Below are 18771 nucleotides of genomic sequence, written 5' to 3' on the forward strand. Positions count from 1 at the left end.
TTGCTCTCACTAGCCTGCCATCATAAGCTCAGTTCAAATCAATAATAAATGGTAAAGTTATGAAGAGCTCATTTGTGTACCCTATTGGCGTACAAGGAAAACCTTGGGGTGACCAAGAACGTAAAGAATGGCGAGATCAGACGATCATCAAGCGTGAATACAACCTTGAAGTCGTTCCTAAGATTCAAGCATTAGCCGATAAGTACGATGTCGAGCAATACGGTTCTTTATCGTATGATCCCGAGCGTTACCCACTTTTCTGTATCAAAAGCCGCAATTGGGACGAAAGTAAGCCAACGGTACTTGTTACCGGTGGCGTTCATGGCTACGAAACCAGTGGCGTGCATGGCGCACTTAAGTTTGTCGAGACTCAGGCGGAATTTTACAGCAAGCATTTTAATATTGTTGTCGCTCCATGTGTAAGCCCTTGGGGTTACGAAGTTATTAATCGTTGGAATCCAAACGCAATTGACCCAAACCGTTCATTTTATAAAGACACACCTGCTGAAGAGTCTGCTAACTTGATGGCAATGGTTGAAAACCTAAACACAGACATTTTCATTCACGTAGATCTCCACGAAACAACTGACAGTGATGAAACAGAGTTTCGCCCTGCGTTAGCTGCTCGTGATGGAAAAGAGCTTATTGAAGGAATGATTCCTGACGGTTTCTACACCGTAGGTGATACTGAAAACCCACAAGAAGCCTTTCAAAAAGCAGTGATCGACTCAGTGAAGCAAGTCACTCATATTGCTCCTGCTGATAGCAATAACAAAATCATCGGCTCTGATGTTGTGCAACATGGCGTAATTAACTACCCACTAAAAGAGCTTTCGTTGTGTGGCGGCCTAAGCAATTGCCAATTTGGAACGACAACAGAAGTTTACCCAGACAGCCCTAAAGTTAACGATGAAGAGTGTAATCATGCTCAAGTTGCTGCGATTATCGGTGCGCTAGATTTTGGTATTGCTCATCTACAGTAATCGGTTTTTATATTGCTCAGGTGTCTGACCCGAGTATTTCTTAAACATTGAAATATACGGGCTCGCTTGGTTATAGCCTAATGTTAGGGCCACTTCTTTTACGGAGTGGCCTTTTCTTAATAGATCCATTGAATAGAGATATCTCACTCTCAGCCTCCACTCCGTAAAACTCATTCCAAGTTCCGTTTGGCAATGCCTTGCAAGAGTTCGCTCTGTCGTATGCACCCTTTCAGCCCACTGCCCAAGTGATGTAGTATCTGTTGGGTTCTCTTCCACAGACTCTAAAATTCTCGCAAGGTATTTATTACTCGTCGTCGGTAAGAAATGACGCTCAGTCTCTTCTGTCGCTAATTGATCCAACAAGACTTGAATAAGGCGCTTATCTTGCTCAGATTCAGCGACATTGATTTTTCGCTGACGAAAGTCATCAATAATGGCCGAAACAATGGAGGTCACTTTGATTAGGCTGGTATGGCTTGGGAAATCGGCTGTTAACTCATGGGCTACGTTTAAAGAGCAGTAATCAAGGGGCTTACGATTGAAACTGCAATGTTGTGCACCCGCTGGCACCCAGATAGCTAGGTGAGGAGGAGCAAGAAAACGAGTCCCTTCTGCTTCCATCTCTAAGATCCCACCACTGATCAATTGAACTTGGCCCCAAGGATGGCTATGAACACGCGTTTCAGTATTAGATAGAAACGCTTCAAAATTCATAAACACATCTGATGGTGCTCGCGCAATTGATAAGGATGGATGAAGTATTCGAGCTGGTTTTTTCAATCTTGTCTTCCTATCACGTCACATGTCTTTTCAAAGATACATGTTATTCTACCGACCTGTCAGACTTATTTCCACGGGCAATAATGCGATAGGGTTCACATGGTTTATCTACTTCCACTTTTTACGGTCATCATCTGGGGTGGCAACTCTATCGTCAACAAGATGGCTGCTACCGCCATAGAGCCTAGTGCAATGAGCTTCTATCGTTGGTTTTTTGCCATGTTAATTATGACTCCGTTCTGCTTGCCAACCGTTATACGTCAGTGGAAAGTCATTAAGCCTTATCTATCCAAGCTCGCTTTCTTATCAATGCTCGGAATGGTGCTTAACCAGTCGTTAGGCTATTACGCTGGCCTCACAACCACGGCTTCAAACATGTCATTAATCATCTCATTAGTGCCATTAATCTCAGTATTTATCAGCGTTCCGTTATTAGGTAAATCTATCTCCATGATCAGTGTGATTGGCGGAGTGATTTCACTGGCTGGGCTAACCTTTATGCTTGGTCACGGTGACATTGGCTTTTTCTTACACCAAGACATTACTCAAGGTGATGGGCTAATGGTATTAGCCGCAGTCATTTACGCAACCTACTGTGTGCTACTGAAACGTTGGAAAATGCCACTGGGCAACTGGACTCTAATTTATTGTCAGGGAGTATTTGCTGTATTAATGCTAGCCCCACTGTGGCTCACCAGTGATCAACTAATTCCTTCACAAGAGTCGTTACCCTTGATCGCATACGCCGCCATTCTAGCGTCAGTACTTGCGCCCTGGATGTGGGTGAAAGCCATCGACTCTATCGGTGCGGAATCAAGTGCGATGTTCATGAATCTAATGCCCGTTATTTCGGTAAGCTTAGCCACTTGGCTTTTAAACGAGTCGGTTCATAGCTACCACGTTATTGGCGGAATGATGGTGATTTCAGGGGTGATTTTGTCGCAAATAAAAAAACGTTCAGTGCCAACGAGTATCGAGTCACCTGTCGAAGCTACTGGTTTAAAAAGCTCTTAGGTTAATGAGAATAGATAGACTAATAACCTACGTAATTTGAATAACAAAAAGGGGCGGAGATTCTACAATCTCCGCCCCTTTTAATATTTTAAGTACAGCTGCTTTGATAAGTGATCTGTTAACCTGTAATTTCACAATTTGTTTGAGGGATACAAGAGCAAGCTATCGCTGCGTTTTCAATACCTTCAATTAGCTTTAAAGCAGGCACATCTTCATGGCTGACCTTACCTGCCACAACCGAAACCTTACATGCGCCACAAAACCCAACACGACACTTATTCATTAACGTAATACCAGCCGCTTCCGCTTGATCAAGGATCGATTGCTGATTGTTACCAACAAACGCTTTGCCATTAATAGTCAGTGTTAAGTTCTTCAATTCTGACGTCGCTTTCTTAACGTCAGACGCTGCTTGATTGGCCTCCGAGTCTAGATTACTTGTGTCCTCACCGTCTCTCTCAATATAATGATGACGATCTTGGTACTCTATAATTTCAACTTGGTCATCAGCGGTAATCACGCCCTCATTTCTAGCGACTAAGTTTTGACCAAAGAATACACCACCACTTTCGTCAGAACGGAAACTTATTAAGGTTTTCAACGGCTCTTTCGATGTTCGGAACTCACCTTTATTTGTATCAACCGTCGTTAAAATACAGCGCTCACACGGTTTAACAATGTCAAAAACAACCTCACCAATTCGGATTGTTTTCCAACTGTCTTCAGCAAACGGCTCCGTGCCAGATATAACAAGGTTGGTACGAAATTGCTCCATCACGTGCGATTCAGGGCTGCGTCTGTTGAGCTCTTCTAGTGAAGCTTCACTAATGAGCAGTAGTGGGTAACCATCAGCAAAGCTCACGTTGTGACCGATCTTCTCTCGAATTCGATTCGACTGTTCACCGCAATACAAAAGCTCGACGTTCTGACCAACGATATCACTGAACCAGTCATCCGCGGCATCCGTTGTCGTATAAGCAGTAAAGCTGTCTTTCCATACCGTTGCGGTCGTCTCTTGCTGCTTAAAGTCTGAGTAACTCAGTTTAAGTGGCTCTTTGCCCTTAGCCGTGAAGATAAAACCTTGAGGTAAAAGGCTAGCGCTCACTTTGACCATTTGAGGGAACTTTCTCGCAGTCACCATCGTGCCATCAGATGTCGCCAACATGAAACGACGATCAAAACTGAGCCCCTGAAATTCCACCCAAGAGCTAGATAAAGAAATTCCACCAACCGATTTTACTGGATATACATTTATTTGAGAGAGATGAGCAAGTGACATGGCTTACCTTAATTATGATAATTAGAGATCGTTATAACGAGCTAGAAAAATTATAACGAAAATACAACGCATCAAACAATGAATTTTACTGCCGAATATACCAGATTAATCGCCAAAACCTTAGAAAGAGCGTGAAATGAAAGTGGTTTTCCACTATCATCCTGTCGCCTAGACGGAAGCGTTTGCTTTATAAATTCTGTTTAGGCTCCAATCACATAACAACTCATTGGTGGGAGCTTTTCAATGACTACAATTACTATTACTCGTCCTGACGACTGGCACGTACATCTTCGCGATGGCGACGTTCTTACCGATACTGTTCGCGATATTAGCCGATACAACGGCCGCGCTCTAATCATGCCAAATACCGTCCCACCAGTTACTGATACTGAGCTTGCTATCGCATACCGCGATCGAATCATGGCTGCAAAGCCAAGCGAGCAATTTGAGCCTTTAATGGCGCTTTATCTTACTGACAACACAACACCAGATGAAATTCGCAAAGCAAAGGCTTCTGGCGCTGTTGTTGCTGCCAAGCTTTATCCGGCGGGCGCGACAACTAACTCTGACTCAGGTGTTACTTCAGCTAAGAACATTTACCCAGTTTTTGAAGCGATGGAAGAAGTCGGTATGCTTCTTTTAATTCACGGCGAAGTAACAACACACGATGTAGATATCTTCGACCGTGAGAAAGAGTTCTTAGATACGGTTCTTGCTCCTATCGTTAACGACTTCCCGAACCTTAAAATCGTTCTAGAGCATATTACAACGGCTGATGCTGCATCATTCGTTCAAAATGCTGGTGACAACGTTGCGGCTACTATTACTGCGCACCACCTTCTTTATAACCGCAACCACATGTTAGTTGGCGGCATTAAACCACACTTTTACTGCTTACCAATCTTGAAGCGTAATACACATCAACAAGCATTGATTGAAGCAGCAACAAGCGGAAGCAAAAAATTCTTCATCGGTACGGACTCTGCGCCGCACACGAAAGAGAATAAAGAGAATGCTTGTGGTTGTGCAGGTTCTTACACCGCCCACGCAGCGGTAGAGCTTTATGCTGAGGTATTTGACCTTGAAGGTAAGATTGAAAATCTAGAAGCATTTGTAAGCCACAACGGCCCAGACTTTTACGGACAACCACGTAACAGCGATACTGTGACTTTGGTTAAAGAGTCTTGGTTAGTTGATGCAAGCATGCCTTTTGGTCAAGATAAAGTAGTACCAATCCGCGCTGGCGAAAATATCGAATGGACAATTAAGTAAGGCTTTCCAAAAGCTAAAACTTGAGTAAATTTAATAAATACACCGCTGATCTTTAACGTTAAAGATCAGCGGTTTTTATTTATTAGATACCGTTTCTTTATTTATAAATATTAGCAGTATCCCGCCAAGAATCATCGCACTTGTTAGCATCACCATTAACGACAAGGCTTCGTCCAATAGCAACATACCTAATACAAGCGCAATTATCGGCACCGATAGTTGAGCAACAGATGCCTGTAAAACGGTTAACTTAGTTAAAGCAAAATACCAAAGCACATACCCCATTCCAGACGCAAACACACCAGAAAGCATCGCCCACATCGCGCCGTTAACTGAAATACTATTTGCTTGTAATAACCACGGGCTAAGAAATAAAGCCAACAGTGCCGCGCCAATAAAACTTTGCGTCATCCCGATACGAGGTGATGCTGCTGTTTTACGCTTTCCGAGTAGCGTAAACACCGCCCAGGAGATGCCGGCCAATATCATCATTATTGCGGATATCAAATCAGGCGTACTTGCAGAGGGCAACATTAACAAAACAAACCCAGAAACGGACAATGTAAGCCCTGTCCATTCATATCGATTTAACGCATTCCCCTGCCAAATATGAAAGCCAATCATCGTTAACTGCACCGCGCCAAATAGTAATAGAGCCCCAGTTCCAGCCGTCAATTCGATATACGCAAAAGAAAAACCAACGGCATATAAAAATAGCGTCAATGCACCGCAAAGTAACATGACAAAACTGTTTCGACTCGTAGGCATCAAAGCCTTTAGTTTGGGTGTATCGCTACGTACGATAAAATGGATAAGGATTAACGTCGCCATACCCGAGATAATTCTTAAAATAGTAAAAGAACCGGGGTCAATGGTGTTCTGCGCCAAAGCTACACGACACAACAGTGAGTTTGCCGCGAACGCAACCATAGTAATAAATGTAACGAGGTAAATAGGCAACTGGCTCTCCCTAGCGTTGAGTGCTCAAACCTAATCGATTTGAATTATCAGGCATCTAATTAATCTTACTACATCGTACTCGACTCAACCCAATAGCAATAAAAAACCCGCAAAAGCGGGCTATTCGGATTGGCACTATTCCATTCTCTACACTTGAGAACTAGTGAACTGGCGCATCACTCTTCGCGTAGAACCAACACTAAAAACACCAATTCCTTAAAAAACAGCGACTTAATGTAAATGACCGCCTATTTAAGCCCTAAAATCATAGCAAAAACTACGATAAAAGCCGACTATATACGTCGAATGCCGCCATTTTTGTCGCCACTATTCGTAGCTTAGATGCTTCACGTGCTTAGCCAAAACAAACTCTTGGTTTTTGTATTTTAGAGTAGGAAACGGCATCGCTAAGTAACATTCATAATTACAGCTGGTACATATGTGGGGCCACTGAGCGGGATTAGCATCGATCACGGGTCTTTGAGTATCAACCCTGTACACTCCGTTGTTGCACTCGGCACATTCAAATTCGACTAATTCAGCTTGTATCGTTCTGGTCTTTATCACTTGAAGATTCTTTGAAGTTTTTCGGACAATGAAGTAATACAAAGTTTCCAAACCCTTTTGAGGTCGATGTTAAATTTGTATAAACGGTATGCCGCCATTCTACTTTTTATATGGATGTTCTGAAACATGAATAGTTGCTGGGTTACCTCTTCATTAGAACTGCACTTGAAGACTCTTCTGCTTAGTTGATATCTTTCCTGAACTATTGGGTTCGCCATAAACATCACTCCATTTCGTCACTTCTTCCTTGATGTATCAGTTATATCAGTCTTTCAATTTTGAAAAAGTACGTTGCCTCTAGTTTTTGCTTCAACGCTTTATACCGTAAGGGTTTTACGCAGTTAAACGTGATCATTAATTATTGCATTAGATCCTTATTAAACATAACCAAATCTATTACACCCCTTAATTATCAACATCTTACAATAAACAACGCAATCTTTCGAGATCGTTTAGAGTGGTTATTCTTTCAAAACAGATCATTGAATGAAATTTTATTTGGCTGTTTTAAGGGCTGTTTCTTGGGTTTTAAGCGTGTACGAAAGCCCTTGTAGGCTAAGGCTTGGCGATAGGATTGGACATATTGAGCGGCCCACTGAATTGCGCAGATTCAAAAGTGCGAAAAAAGCGTTCAAAATACATCGCAGGCGGGTGTAGAGGTGCACGGAATTGGCGGGGGAATAAAAAAATTGGCTTGGTAATTGTCTTAACGTGATAAGCGTGGTGATTCACTAATTCACACTTACATGTTTTTCAAGTAAACGTTACTATATGGCCCCATTAATAAATAAGTACCAACTCACTATATGTTGACATATCGAAAAGAATTAGATGGATTGCGGGCCTTAGCTGTCGTTGCTGTCATATTTTATCACGCGAATCTCGAAGCCTTTGGTTTTCAGCTCTTCAAGGGGGGCTTCTTTGGTGTTGATGTATTCTTAGTACTATCAGGTTATTTAATTACGGGGATCATCCGAAATAATATGGCTCAAGGTACATTTACTTTTTCTGATTTTTATTGGAGAAGAGCTAAACGAATAGTACCTGCGCTTCTAGTAATGCTTACAGTGACGTCTACGGTCGCTTATTTTATCTTATTGCCAGATGATTTAATTACATATGCTAACTCTTTACGTTCAGCTCTATATTTTGGATCAAATCATTTCTTCTTTGGAGAAGACTCATATGCTGCAACTTCTAGTATCTATAGGCCGTTACTACACACTTGGAGCCTTGGTATTGAGTGGCAATTTTATTTAATATTTCCAGTTATAGTTTGGTTTATTAACAGGGTTTTTCATAAGTACTTATTCGGAGTCCTTATATGTTTAATGTTACTTTCGTTACAGTACGCCAGTTATATTGTCAAAGTTAACCCCGACGCTGCTTTTTATTTACTCCCAGCTCGAGTTTGGGAGCTCATTATTGGTGGGCTAGCCACCTTCTATAATCGAGATGGCATAAGACAAGCCAAAGAAGGTAGTATTGAAAGTTTCATTTATAGACTATTACCTCTTTTAGGTCTGTTCATGATCATTCATAGCATACTTTTCATCGGCCATGAGTCTCAACACCCTTCATTTATCACTCTGGTTCCTGTGCTAGGTACATGCTTATTCATCATGTTTTCTCATAAAGGTGAAGTATCTTCAGACTTCTTGTCTATAAAACCCATTGTAAGTATAGGATTAATTTCTTACTCCCTTTACTTGTGGCATCAGCCCGTTTTCGTTTTCTTCCGCTTACTAAAGCACGACTATTTTCGCCACGAGCAGTTCTTATTACTTGTAATAATCTCAACAATTCTAGCTACATTAACATATAGATTTGTTGAATCACGCTATCGAACACGTAATCTTGGTATTATAAAGACTGGCTGGTTAGTAGCGCTATTATTCGGGTGCTATACGTTTTCTTATGCCGTAATAATCGAAAAAGGTTTTCCTCAACGCTTGGGTAATCTAGTAACGCTGTTCGAAAACTTAGAGAATAAAACATATGAATTTCAAGGAAAGAGATGCCATGGTCAATTTTTTGAAAACCGGTGTAAACTCGTTGGTAGTACCGATCGTAATATTATATTAATTGGAAATAGCCACGGAGGTGACATCGGACGCAATGTACTACAACTGTCTAAATTAAATGGTTGGAGTTACTCTCAAGTAACCACTGGCGGTTGCCCAGCAATCAATACTGTAAAGGTTAGAAATAAGCAGGGTATTGTTAATAAAGCATGTGTCAATGAGTCAAATAAGATAGCCCACTATTTAGAGGATAATAACTCTCCAAGGTATACTATCATCTATTATGCTCGGTTACCCTCTGGTCTTAATAACAAGCAGTTTACCGAAGATGACCCAAATGCATTGATAGGTTCAATAAATGACTTGTCAGTAAAAGAAAATATCACTAATAAATTAAATCTATGGCACGACTTAGGACATGAAATCATCATCGTGTACTCAAATCCACACTTTTACGTGGATGTACCTAAACACATAGCAAAATTGCTCTCTCGTTACCCCGCCCTAATTCGAGAGGAAGCTTATCAGGATTTAACTGTCACTATACCTTTTACTAAATATCAAGAAGTAACAAAAGACGACTTTTCAATTTACGACAATGTTCGTGGTAACAATATAAGCAGAGTATATCCTCATGAAGTATTCTGTAATTCCAAAGTATGTTTTGCAAATGATGAAGACCGCATTTATTTCGGCGACAGCAATCACCTTTCAACTCATGGCGCAGATTTACTCATGGAGAAAATATCTGTAAAACTCTTCCGGGAATAATGATACTAAGTTAGTTAGCTATCGGGTCCAACCGCCCCTTTAACTGGGCACTACTTGTCCCATGCCCTGCTATAGCACTCGCCTGATTCGGCACTTTTGTCGAATCAGGCCCAGCTACTACCCCGCCATGTGAATGGCTCGCCAATGTATCGGCCAGTTCTTTCACTACCTGCATCAATTCCGAGAGCAATATCAGCACGTTTTCTTCTTTTGAACCCACCCATGTTTTTGGCGCTTGAAGCCATTGATGTTCTGCAGCAATACTTCTTCGCACTTTGCCAATACTCTCAATGAGATCACCTGCAGTCGCGGTGTGCATGTTACCCAATGAACCTAGCTCGATGTTATCGCCTGCTAATAGTTCGATTGCGCCCAATGCTTCAATGAGCTTTTTGCCTATGATGTGCTCTTTGCTGTGCTGCTGAGCATTTAGCTCTTGGCTGCCAAAGTCTATCACTTGGTGAATGGCTTGCTCATGTTTACGGTAGGCTTTGGTTTTCTGCTGTTGGTCGGTTTGTTCTGTTGTGTTTCCTGCAGGGTCAACGCGCTTACTCACTTCCTCACGTTGCTGCTGTAATTGTTCACCTGGTTCTATTGTTGGTAGGGAAAATTTTCTGCCGTAAATGGCGCGAATGATGGGTAAATCATTACGGCCATAGGCAAAAGCAATTTCAACAATACTGCCTTCAAGTGGGTAACCCAACATTCCCGCTTCATGCCCCACCATGGTGATCGGCAATGGAATGGATTTATACAGCGGCACTTTGGTGTCCACTTGCATGTTCTCGTTTAGCAGTTGAACATCTGCCGCATAGCGAGGACGAAACGGGTCATTGATTTGACCAGCGGTTGATTCACCACGAACGGCTTTGATTTGCCCAAAGCGTGGAAGATGATGCCCGGCTGCCAATTCTGGAAACTCATTCACCATTTCTTTTTTCTGTGGGGTTTGCTCTGTTTGGCTTGCTTCCCATGTGGCTGACATCTCATCACCAATGAGGTCAAGGCGCTTCACTCGATTGCCATTCACAATTGCGGCAGGCCGAAGCACTGGGAACGGGGCGAAGCTAATCGTATTGCCCACTTGTTTGGTTGTGAGGTGTTCGGGTATTTGCACGTTCTTATTATGGAAGCGGCTATGCTCAAACGCGCCAATATAGATGGATTGGTCAGTATTTTGAAACCAGATGAAATCGGTAATATTGAACGCTTTGCCAATTTGCTTCAGGCATTGATAGCCCGTTCCTTGACTTGTGAAGTTTGGAATACGTTTGTCGATGTAGTTGGCATTGGTCGGAAGATTGAAGGTTAAACCCACTAAGTCAGAAAGAACGGCAATGACTTCGCGCATGGTGGCGTGTTCAACAGCAACAGGCCAACGCTTTGAAAGAATACAGCTGTGCTCTTTTACCAATATTTTATGGCTACCGTTTGCGCTTGGGTAGACCTTTTCAACGTACCCTTCAAACCATAGCTGAGTGTTTTCTTCATAGCCGATGTCAAAGCGAACATCATCAAACTGTTCTGGTGCCGTGTCACTTTGATAGGTGAAATGGGCGCTACTGCCAAGGGAATGATGCAAACTGACTTTGTTATCTGCCAACTTGGCTTCTTGCCCTGCAACGAATAAACGTTTGTTCAACTTCATTGCAGCACCTCTTCAGCATCTTTCAGTGCTTGTTTATGGGCGGTGTTTTCGCTTTGTTGCGGCTGACTCTGTTGGTTCTCTCGAATCTGTTTTTGCTCTGCGGCTGAACTGTATTCACGCAAAGAAAAGCTGATCACCCAAGCAAGTAGTGAATCATGCTCATTTGATTTTAAGCTGCCTGAAAATTTAACTTCGCGTACTTTATACAGGCGCGTGTCACGGTTACCAATGCGGAACACTTTACGGTTGCCGTTATCGTCTTTTTGGCTCGACATGTCAGACAATGTGCTTAACCACTCTTCATCACGAAATGCCAAAATACCCGACACATTAATTTTCACGCCCTTATCACCTTGCTCTGAAGAGTCGGTGGATGACGCTTGGCCGCTCATGTCTTTCGATTTGAACTCTTTGGTGCAGCCCACTTTTAGGTTTTTGAGTGGGATAATTTCCCCGTCTAAACTTAACATTTAGCCCCCTACGTTGAGCAGCTGTTCAAAAAAGGTCAGAGGATCATGACTAAGCATCAAACTCATAATGGTGTGTTGATGGTTGTTTGGCATGGCGGTGTTTCGTAATTGGCTGGCAATGCTTTCTGGCGTTCCGGTGTACTTTTGCGCCCACACACTGCCTTGCAGGTTTTTCAGTGCATTGATGTCAGCTTTTAGCCTGTCCATGGTGGCAGCTCGTTTACTGGCTAAGGCGGAAAGTTTACCGATCACATTAGTGGCATCACTGGCCAATGATTCAAGGTTGGCGATTTGCCCCGCTTGATGGTGTTCATAGTCGTGCAGTGGCATCGCGTTCACGGTTGCCATGGGTTTAAATCGTGGCTGAATGATAGGCGAAGGCACGTGCATTTTGTCTCGTTCGTGCGTAGTCAGTGCTTTGGCTTGTCTGGCGGTTTGCATCCAATCAGGCAGGGTAAACACTTGGCTAATAGTATTTAGGCTTGAAGCAAAGGAGTTCTTGTTTGTATCGCTTAACATCACCACGATACAAATTAACGGTTTATTAAGAATGACGTCTTTGTTTGGCCTATGGTGATCTAATTGGTCTCGAAGCTTTAGCGCCAATAGATTGCGAGCGTTATCAGGCGTTAGGTAATGCCCACTTTCCACACGTTGCCCCACTTCATATTGATAAGGCGTGGCAGAAATCACCGTGCCTTGTTCAATCAAAGCTTGAAGATCATCACGTAGACTAAGCAATGCCACGGCTTCAACACTTAAAGGGTGACGCCCGTAATTGGCATCACTTTCAAGTGGTGTTAACCGGCTTACTGCATTATTCATTTCAGTGCCTATTTGGTCGGTGACCGTTTCGGAACTGGTTTGAATGGTTTGAGCAGAGCTAGGCCACGTGATTGGGGTCATTAGACATTACCTAAAAAAGTGATATCCCAAACGATATTTTCAAGCTTTTCGCGGTTCTCTGGTGTGTCTTCAACTATCGCATTGACCTGCGCTTTCAAATCCCAAAGGTGTTCTTTTCGAACTTCAATGTGATCTGTCATATCCGTTCGAAGTTGCGAAAATTGAGCAGGCGTGTGTAGTACGCGAACGGGTTCAGCATCATCATTGGCATAGGTGGTGATGTTATGATCACTGCCGCCTTGGGTGTATCCGCTTAAGTTCAGTTGGTCTACGATTCGGCAGCGGTACTGCAAAGCCGTGCCCGTTGCTAATGATGTAAAGCGTTGCTCTGTAATGGCTAGGTCACAGGCAGTTTTTAGTTCGGTTTGTTTTTGGGATTTTACCAAATCTAAAACTGGCGATAATTCAGTATACGTACCATCTTCGTTAGCAATCCATTCACTGTGCGGTGGCGGTCCTTGCATTTCAATCAATCCATCTGGATGATAGCCTTTTCTGTTTGTTCTGTATTCACTGATTCCAAAGTCGCCTTTTGCATAATGTTTTTGCATTATATTTCTCCATAAACACCGTAAAAACCACCATTAAACAAACCAGATTGAGCCACTTCAACGTCTAAACTGGTTTCTGTAACGTTATTAACAGCAACGAGTAGAATATCAGTAGCTGAGCCTTGCACCGTATATGTTAATAGCGTTGCACTTCGTTCTTTCAACAGGCTTTCAGTAGAAACACGAACACCAGATAGACCTCTCAGTCCTGCTCCTCCTGAAGTGACCTTAGCAAAGAGAGTGATGAACCTAAATTTTCTCAAGTTTTCATAGTTAACCGTTGCTCCGTCGGGCCATGTATCTTCCAATTCAGCCAATATATGTGTGTACAATTTAGTACTTTCATCATCCCCTACACTTGGCCAAATCCCTTCAATTTCACATGAACCGGGGAACATGTGTGGGCCTGCTTCTAGCAAATCCACATCAATGTTCGTATTACCCGTTTCAACAGCTAGTGAAACGCCCGTTTTGTCTTGGCTATTGTCGAGTCGCTTCACGCCAAAGTAATCATCAGGGAATTCACCATCAATGGTTCTGCGGTAAGTGCCCGTTCCTGATAGCTCTTTACCTACCTTGGTAATTTTACATTCTGTCACAGCCAACCAACCCGCTGCAATTTCCTGCCCTGCAGGATAGGTGTATTCGGTATCGCTTGGCACTGGGTGGTTGTCTTCCCCTGCTACATTTGCATTTTGGTTACCAACGACACGGCTTTGAACTTGTGTTTCACTTGCGCGAACCACAAAACTGCGCCAATCAACCACATCACCTGAGTTATCAAGCCCAGCTAATCGCGCCACATAATGCTGAAAACCGTTCTCGTCGATGTAATCAGTGAGCGGGGTTGGTGAAACCTTAATTTCAACGATATTCACCCACTTTGATGTTGGGCTGCCATCACGGTGAACATCCACATAAATGCCGTTTGGGTAAACGTTGGTAGAAACAAGCAGCTCATCAGCTAATACCGCTCGAAGGCCGCCAATGTAAACCACCCCTGCTGATACCAAATAACGAGTTGGGTCAGGTTGTCGCGTTACGTCATAACCATCTACGTATGCGGTGTGCCCGTAGTTATCCAAGCAAGCCAAGCGGTGGTCTTCATCCATTCCCATTAAACGGGCTGAATAGTCAATCTGCCAAGTGGCGACCTCAATGGTGATATTGGCAATCTCTGCTGCGCCCAAGTATTGGTGCATCAACGATTTGGTCACCGCTTGCCCTTCTAACTTGGTTTGGTCAACCGTGTGAACCACCATGCCACAAGAAAGTGGTGTGGTTTTGTCGTGCATATAAATGGCGTTGAAGGTGAACTCTGCCACATCATTGGCGATCACAACGGAATGCACCAAGGCGTTTGGGCCTAGTTTCCCAACCTGATCCATATCTTGTTGAAACACCCATAACGCTGGGTCTGGTAAACCTTGGTTTCGGTCAATCGGCAGACCGGGGTCTAAGTCTGGAATATAGGCAAAAATCATCTCGTTCATGTCGGTCGGCTGACCCACAGCGATTTGATTTCGCATGTACGTTTCAAATTCTAGTGGAATGGCGGTTTGGGTCATTTGTCTAGTGCTCCCATTGCTGCTGAATAGATTTGTTGGCTGTGCATAATCGGCTGGGCTTTGGTTTCCACTTCCCCTTTCAGGTTGGGCTCGCCTGCTTCATACATGGCAAATACATGACCAAACTGACCATGGTTAGTAAATAGTTGACCGGGGTAACTCACTTCAAATCGGTAGCGTCGGCACGTTCGCCCGTATTGTTCAATTAAGGTTTGAACCAATTGGGCATCACTGGCCATATCGCTGTCGGTCAGTTCGATGGTGCAAACGTCCCATTGAACGGGGTCTTCACGTTCCTTGAAATCGATAATGCCCACATCGAGGCGTTCGAAGATACGAATGAACCCTGCCACGCTGCCTGCGTCTTTCGCATTAATGGCGGCATATTTCACGCGCTTGCGGTAAAGCTCAATCGGCTCTTTTTCGAATCGAATAATGTCTCTATCCCACGCCAATACGTTGAGCAGTTTCACGCTACACGTTAGGGCATCGGCTTGGTTTAATGGGTAAAGCATCCACTGGTAAGCACGTTCAAAGAAGGCTTGAACGCCAATGGTTAGAAAGTACGGTTCTTTCTTCTCGTCGGGAATGGTTTCACCGTCTTGCCACCAAGGCAGCACAATCTTGAGCATTTTGGGAATGTTCACATTCATGCTTGCACCTCGGTCACGGTTAAACTTTCAAGGCGTGGTTGCTCTAGTGCTGAAATGATGTCTTCTTGAATCTTCCCATCCACGGTGAATTTCATCGATTCAACGGCATCCATAGCGGTATGAATTTCACTGCCGAGCTTTGAAAGAGAAAAACGGCTTTGCGGCTTAGTTCGCGTCATGGTTGGGTAAGCGGCTGACTCTCTGAACACGGCACGAATGCGGTTTTCTACTTCCAGTAGCGCATCGGTTCTCACGCTCTCTTCTTCCACTTTGGAAAGAACCACTTCAGCCAACACGGTCACGTTCTTGTCAGCAATGGCTTTACAGGTCAGCACATCGCCATGGCCGTGGTGACCATCGTCCATAATGTATTTATTCAGATCATCAAGGATACGTTGAGGCGTTTGCCCTACTTCCATCAAAATGAACGCGTCTGCGGTGCCCGGTGTAATGTGCCCCGTGTTTTGGAAATAGACGTTATCACTGCGAATTCCTGCCACATTGGAAATAATGGTTCGATACACATCGTCAATATGCCAATCGCCTGAACTGGTGAAGGCGTTTTGAAGCCTTAGCGCCAGTTCGTCGTCTTGTTCTTCATCGGCACCCAACTGGGTAATGTAGTTCGGTTGGTTCACTGCAGATTCAATGCCGCTGATTTCAACGGGGATCACACTGTAATACCCTGCGGCAAGGTTGAACGCTTGCCCTTCAAATTCGGCTTCACACAACACATCACCTGTTAACTGCCCTGCGGCAATCACGGTTTCTTCCAGTGCAAACAGGCGATACACCACGCCATCAATCTCTGGGCTTTGAATGATTGAGCCTGCATCAATGGTGGTTTCATCGTCTGCGTTTACTTTGGTTAGGGTGATGTCACCTTGCATTTTGACTGCGGCTTTGGGTTCCACATCTAATTCCCACGCTTTAAGCTCTAAACCCCAGCGGGCTGCGGTCGCCACATAAGCGTTTGGCAGAACATGAAGCGCCAACACGGTATTGATGAGGTAAAGAACGGGCGCAACCACGGCTGATTTTACCCAACGCCAGAATGGGCTCATGTCTGAGTCATTTGAAATGTCACTGCCAGCGGCTTCAACATCTTCTTCAAGTTGCTTGGTTAAGGCCTCTTCTGTGGTGGGAATGCCTTCTTGATTTAGAATGTCGACAAAATCAACTTGTGGGCGTTGGCTCATTCGGTCACCTCAATGTCTAAGTTTTCATCGTAGCCATAGGCTTCGGCAGTCAGTTGAATGCGAAGTGTGTCGTCGCTGTAGCCATCAAGTTCTTGCGCATACGCGGTGCCCGGCACGACTCGATAATCTTCTTCGGCTTTTTTTTCTACTTGAACCAGAACGTCAGCGCGTAGGGTTGGGTTACGTTCGCCCACCAGTTCACGCGCAAGCCCTGATTCCATAATTCGGTGTTTAATGTCTTGAGCAATGCTATACAGATCACTGGCAGGTTCAGGTTGTTGGCCTGCGTCCATATTCCAAGCGCCTTCAATCACTTTGATGTCAATGTGCTTCTTTTTTGTTATCGAGCTATCCGGCATTGAGTTCTCTCCACTCTTCCAATTGGTCAGGGGTCATGGCTTGCTCAGTGGTGATATTCACTTCACCAATGTGCGTTTGGCTACCTGCTGACGTTGGGCTTGTGGCCGTTAGGTTCTGCACCATTTGTGGCGGCAGCTGGGCATTACTTTGCATGTTGGTCGGCGCTAAATACTCATCAGCGTTTGGTATTGGTTTGCGCTCTACGCTTTGGGCCACGGTGGCGGCTTCTAACTCTGGCGAACCAGAAGAGGATAAATCGATATCGATGCCCGGTATCATGTTCAGTTTGTCGATCACCCAATCAATGGTGTCTGACAAGAACTTGAATACCGCGGTATCACCGAACGCGGCTTTTAGGTCGTCCCACCAGTACACAGCGGCTGCAATCCCTGCCCCTAAAGCTAAGAAGAACCAACCAATCGGGGTAGCTAGCAACGCAGTGCCTAACAAATAGATACCGTTGACTAGCCCTAATGAAGCAAATCGAGTAGCAATCAAAACCGCTTTCAACACACCCAAAGTAACGCTGAAACCTCCGCTCATCATCTGCCCAATACCCATGGCGAGTGATAAACCTGAAACCACACCACCCAGTGCCAAGGCACCAATAGCGGCATAGCCAAGCAGTTCTGTTAACCAAGGGAATTCTTCGGTCCAACCTGATAGCCAAGCGATGCCATCGGCCAGTGAACCAACCACCGCATTAATGGAAGGCAGAATGGCCCCAAACACAGCAGCGCGAACGGCAAACCAAGAAGATTCAAGTCGCTCCCATTGGTCGGTCATTTTGGCGGCCATCATTTCGGCATGCCCAATGCCTTCTATGTCTCCAAGCTGGTCAATCTGACTGCCCAACTCGCCAGTTTTATCTTTTAGGTTTTGAATTAACTTAACGGCTTCCCCTGAACCAAACGCATCTTTCAGAACTTTGAATTGTTGGTCATCACTCAAGTGACCTACTTGTTCATCTAATGTGTCGAGAATATCCACCATTGGCAGCATTTGACCTGCGCTATCAAAGAACGATACGCCTAGTTTGTCTTGTGCTTTAACCGCGCCAGATAAGAAAGCTGTATATTTCGTGGCGGCTTCTCCACCTTCCATACTTGCCCCAAGTGAGCCAAGAATTGCCATTTGTTCTTTCATGTCTACGCCAAATGCCGTAGCTGACGAACCCAGACGGCTAAACGCTTGTGACATTTTGTTGCCGTCTGTTTTGAACATTTCAACAGATTTGGCCGTCATTCCTGCCACTTGCGCAGCCCAATCAGATTTGCCCATATTGTCGGCTTGAGTCTGGAAAATGCCGTACATGGTGCCCATATAATTGGTGATGGTTGACGTATCTGCTTTTGTTGCGGCTGCTAGAATGGCTGAACTCTTAGTAATTCCCGATAAATCCTCACCAGAGAGATCACCCATAGCTGATTTAATATCGTAAGAAGCGTTAACAAAATCCGTTGCTGATTTCCCATACTTGGCTGAAAAGCCTAACGCCGTTGCAGCGAGTTGGTCTAAGTCTTCTTGAACAACCCCAAGCGAAGCCACCTCACCCAACTTTCTATCCATTTCAATGGCTGGCATTAATGCGTTTTGAACGGCAAAGCCTGCGGCAACAATACCTGCTGTACCTGTTGCCACGTTCTGCAAGCCTTGTTTGCCCAAATCGGTGGCGGCCGTCATCTCTTTGGTGATACCACGAAGCGGTTTCGTCACCTGATCAACTAGGCTCATTTGCATTAATAGCTTTTCATTCATTGAAACGC

16 protein-coding genes are annotated in these 18771 nt (G+C 44.3%); 4 read left to right on the forward strand and 12 right to left on the reverse strand.

Annotated features, from left to right (window positions below; genetic code table 11):
* Positions 1-59 precede the first annotated feature (59 nt).
* Complete coding sequence (locus L4D20_RS05255) at positions 60-983, forward strand: M14 family metallopeptidase (protein WP_428800490.1); 924 nt, start codon at positions 60-62, stop codon at positions 981-983.
* On the opposite strand, the gene L4D20_RS05260 is transcribed toward L4D20_RS05255, so the two are convergent.
* A complete protein-coding gene (locus L4D20_RS05260; RefSeq protein WP_428800491.1) occupies positions 975-1763 on the reverse strand; it encodes an AraC family transcriptional regulator in 789 nt (262 codons plus the stop codon). The two genes, L4D20_RS05255 and L4D20_RS05260, sit on opposite strands and share 9 nt — an antisense overlap.
* 99 nt (positions 1764-1862) lie before the next feature.
* On the opposite strand from L4D20_RS05260, the gene L4D20_RS05265 reads away from it, so the two are divergent.
* Positions 1863-2777: a DMT family transporter gene (locus L4D20_RS05265; protein ID WP_428800492.1), complete on the forward strand. Its 915-nt coding sequence runs from the start codon at positions 1863-1865 to the stop codon at positions 2775-2777.
* 118 nt (positions 2778-2895) lie between these two features.
* On the opposite strand, the gene L4D20_RS05270 is transcribed toward L4D20_RS05265, so the two are convergent.
* Positions 2896-4056: a YcbX family protein gene (locus tag L4D20_RS05270; protein ID WP_428800493.1), complete on the reverse strand. Its 1161-nt coding sequence runs from the start codon at positions 4054-4056 to the stop codon at positions 2896-2898.
* A 243-nt stretch (positions 4057-4299) separates the two neighbouring features.
* Here L4D20_RS05270 and pyrC point away from each other — a divergent pair, with 243 nt between their 5' ends.
* Positions 4300-5328, forward strand: coding sequence for a dihydroorotase (gene pyrC / locus L4D20_RS05275; protein WP_428800494.1), 1029 nt, complete (start codon positions 4300-4302; stop codon positions 5326-5328).
* Between the two features lie 75 nt (positions 5329-5403).
* On the opposite strand, the gene L4D20_RS05280 is transcribed toward pyrC, so the two are convergent.
* A complete protein-coding gene (locus tag L4D20_RS05280; protein WP_428800764.1) occupies positions 5404-6258 on the reverse strand; it encodes a DMT family transporter in 855 nt (284 codons plus the stop codon).
* Between the two features lie 1403 nt (positions 6259-7661).
* Here L4D20_RS05280 and L4D20_RS05285 point away from each other — a divergent pair.
* Complete coding sequence (locus L4D20_RS05285; RefSeq protein WP_428800495.1) at positions 7662-9650, forward strand: acyltransferase family protein; 1989 nt, start codon at positions 7662-7664, stop codon at positions 9648-9650.
* Positions 9651-9660: 10 nt separating this feature from the next.
* On the opposite strand, the gene L4D20_RS05290 is transcribed toward L4D20_RS05285, so the two are convergent.
* Genes L4D20_RS05290 through L4D20_RS05330 form a run of 9 tightly spaced genes read right to left on the reverse strand, consistent with a single transcriptional unit; the run spans position 9661 to position 18763 of the window.
* Positions 9661-11298: a hypothetical protein gene (locus L4D20_RS05290; RefSeq protein WP_428800496.1), complete on the reverse strand. Its 1638-nt coding sequence runs from the start codon at positions 11296-11298 to the stop codon at positions 9661-9663.
* A complete protein-coding gene (locus L4D20_RS05295; RefSeq protein WP_428800497.1) occupies positions 11295-11768 on the reverse strand; it encodes a baseplate complex protein in 474 nt (157 codons plus the stop codon). Before L4D20_RS05295 ends, L4D20_RS05290 begins: the two co-directional genes overlap by 4 nt.
* A complete protein-coding gene (locus tag L4D20_RS05300; protein WP_428800498.1) occupies positions 11769-12674 on the reverse strand; it encodes a hypothetical protein in 906 nt (301 codons plus the stop codon). It lies immediately after the preceding gene.
* Entirely contained in the window at positions 12674-13225 is a 552-nt protein-coding gene (locus L4D20_RS05305) for a DUF4376 domain-containing protein (protein ID WP_428800499.1), read from the reverse strand. Before L4D20_RS05305 ends, L4D20_RS05300 begins: the two co-directional genes overlap by 1 nt.
* Positions 13225-14793, reverse strand: coding sequence for a phage tail-collar fiber domain-containing protein (locus tag L4D20_RS05310; protein WP_428800500.1), 1569 nt, complete (start codon positions 14791-14793; stop codon positions 13225-13227). Before L4D20_RS05310 ends, L4D20_RS05305 begins: the two co-directional genes overlap by 1 nt.
* Positions 14790-15446, reverse strand: coding sequence for a phage tail protein (locus tag L4D20_RS05315; RefSeq protein ID WP_428800501.1), 657 nt, complete (start codon positions 15444-15446; stop codon positions 14790-14792). Before L4D20_RS05315 ends, L4D20_RS05310 begins: the two co-directional genes overlap by 4 nt.
* Entirely contained in the window at positions 15443-16645 is a 1203-nt protein-coding gene (locus L4D20_RS05320) for a baseplate J/gp47 family protein (protein ID WP_428800502.1), read from the reverse strand. Before L4D20_RS05320 ends, L4D20_RS05315 begins: the two co-directional genes overlap by 4 nt.
* Positions 16642-17004 (reverse strand): DUF2590 family protein, encoded by a 363-nt coding sequence (locus L4D20_RS05325; protein WP_428800503.1) that lies wholly within the window; start codon positions 17002-17004, stop codon positions 16642-16644. The genes L4D20_RS05320 and L4D20_RS05325 overlap by 4 nt, the downstream gene beginning before the upstream one ends.
* Positions 16994-18763, reverse strand: a complete 1770-nt coding sequence (locus tag L4D20_RS05330) for a phage tail tape measure protein (protein WP_428800504.1) — start codon at positions 18761-18763, stop codon at positions 16994-16996. Before L4D20_RS05330 ends, L4D20_RS05325 begins: the two co-directional genes overlap by 11 nt.
* Positions 18764-18771 lie beyond the last annotated feature (8 nt).

Source organism: Vibrio kyushuensis (genome assembly GCF_050337325.1).
Classification (GTDB): Bacteria; Pseudomonadota; Gammaproteobacteria; order Enterobacterales; family Vibrionaceae; genus Vibrio; species Vibrio kyushuensis.

Excerpts from the sequence above, each read along its gene's own strand:
- L4D20_RS05280 (WP_428800764.1), bottom strand. The coding sequence starts at position 6,258 with ATGGTTGCGTTCGCGGCAAACTCACTGTTGTGTCGTGTAGCTTTGGCG.
- L4D20_RS05270 (WP_428800493.1), bottom strand. The coding sequence starts at position 4,056 with ATGTCACTTGCTCATCTCTCTCAAATAAATGTATATCCAGTAAAATCG.
- L4D20_RS05300 (WP_428800498.1), bottom strand. The coding sequence starts at position 12,674 with ATGACCCCAATCACGTGGCCTAGCTCTGCTCAAACCATTCAAACCAGT.
- L4D20_RS05255 (WP_428800490.1), top strand. The coding sequence starts at position 60 with ATGAAGAGCTCATTTGTGTACCCTATTGGCGTACAAGGAAAACCTTGG.
- L4D20_RS05315 (WP_428800501.1), bottom strand. The coding sequence starts at position 15,446 with ATGAATGTGAACATTCCCAAAATGCTCAAGATTGTGCTGCCTTGGTGG.
- L4D20_RS05325 (WP_428800503.1), bottom strand. The coding sequence starts at position 17,004 with ATGCCGGATAGCTCGATAACAAAAAAGAAGCACATTGACATCAAAGTG.
- L4D20_RS05320 (WP_428800502.1), bottom strand. The coding sequence starts at position 16,645 with ATGAGCCAACGCCCACAAGTTGATTTTGTCGACATTCTAAATCAAGAA.
- pyrC (WP_428800494.1), top strand. The coding sequence starts at position 4,300 with ATGACTACAATTACTATTACTCGTCCTGACGACTGGCACGTACATCTT.
- L4D20_RS05290 (WP_428800496.1), bottom strand. The coding sequence starts at position 11,298 with ATGAAGTTGAACAAACGTTTATTCGTTGCAGGGCAAGAAGCCAAGTTG.
- L4D20_RS05295 (WP_428800497.1), bottom strand. The coding sequence starts at position 11,768 with ATGTTAAGTTTAGACGGGGAAATTATCCCACTCAAAAACCTAAAAGTG.
- L4D20_RS05305 (WP_428800499.1), bottom strand. The coding sequence starts at position 13,225 with ATGCAAAAACATTATGCAAAAGGCGACTTTGGAATCAGTGAATACAGA.
- L4D20_RS05265 (WP_428800492.1), top strand. The coding sequence starts at position 1,863 with ATGGTTTATCTACTTCCACTTTTTACGGTCATCATCTGGGGTGGCAAC.
- L4D20_RS05330 (WP_428800504.1), bottom strand. The coding sequence starts at position 18,763 with ATGAATGAAAAGCTATTAATGCAAATGAGCCTAGTTGATCAGGTGACG.
- L4D20_RS05310 (WP_428800500.1), bottom strand. The coding sequence starts at position 14,793 with ATGACCCAAACCGCCATTCCACTAGAATTTGAAACGTACATGCGAAAT.
- L4D20_RS05285 (WP_428800495.1), top strand. The coding sequence starts at position 7,662 with ATGTTGACATATCGAAAAGAATTAGATGGATTGCGGGCCTTAGCTGTC.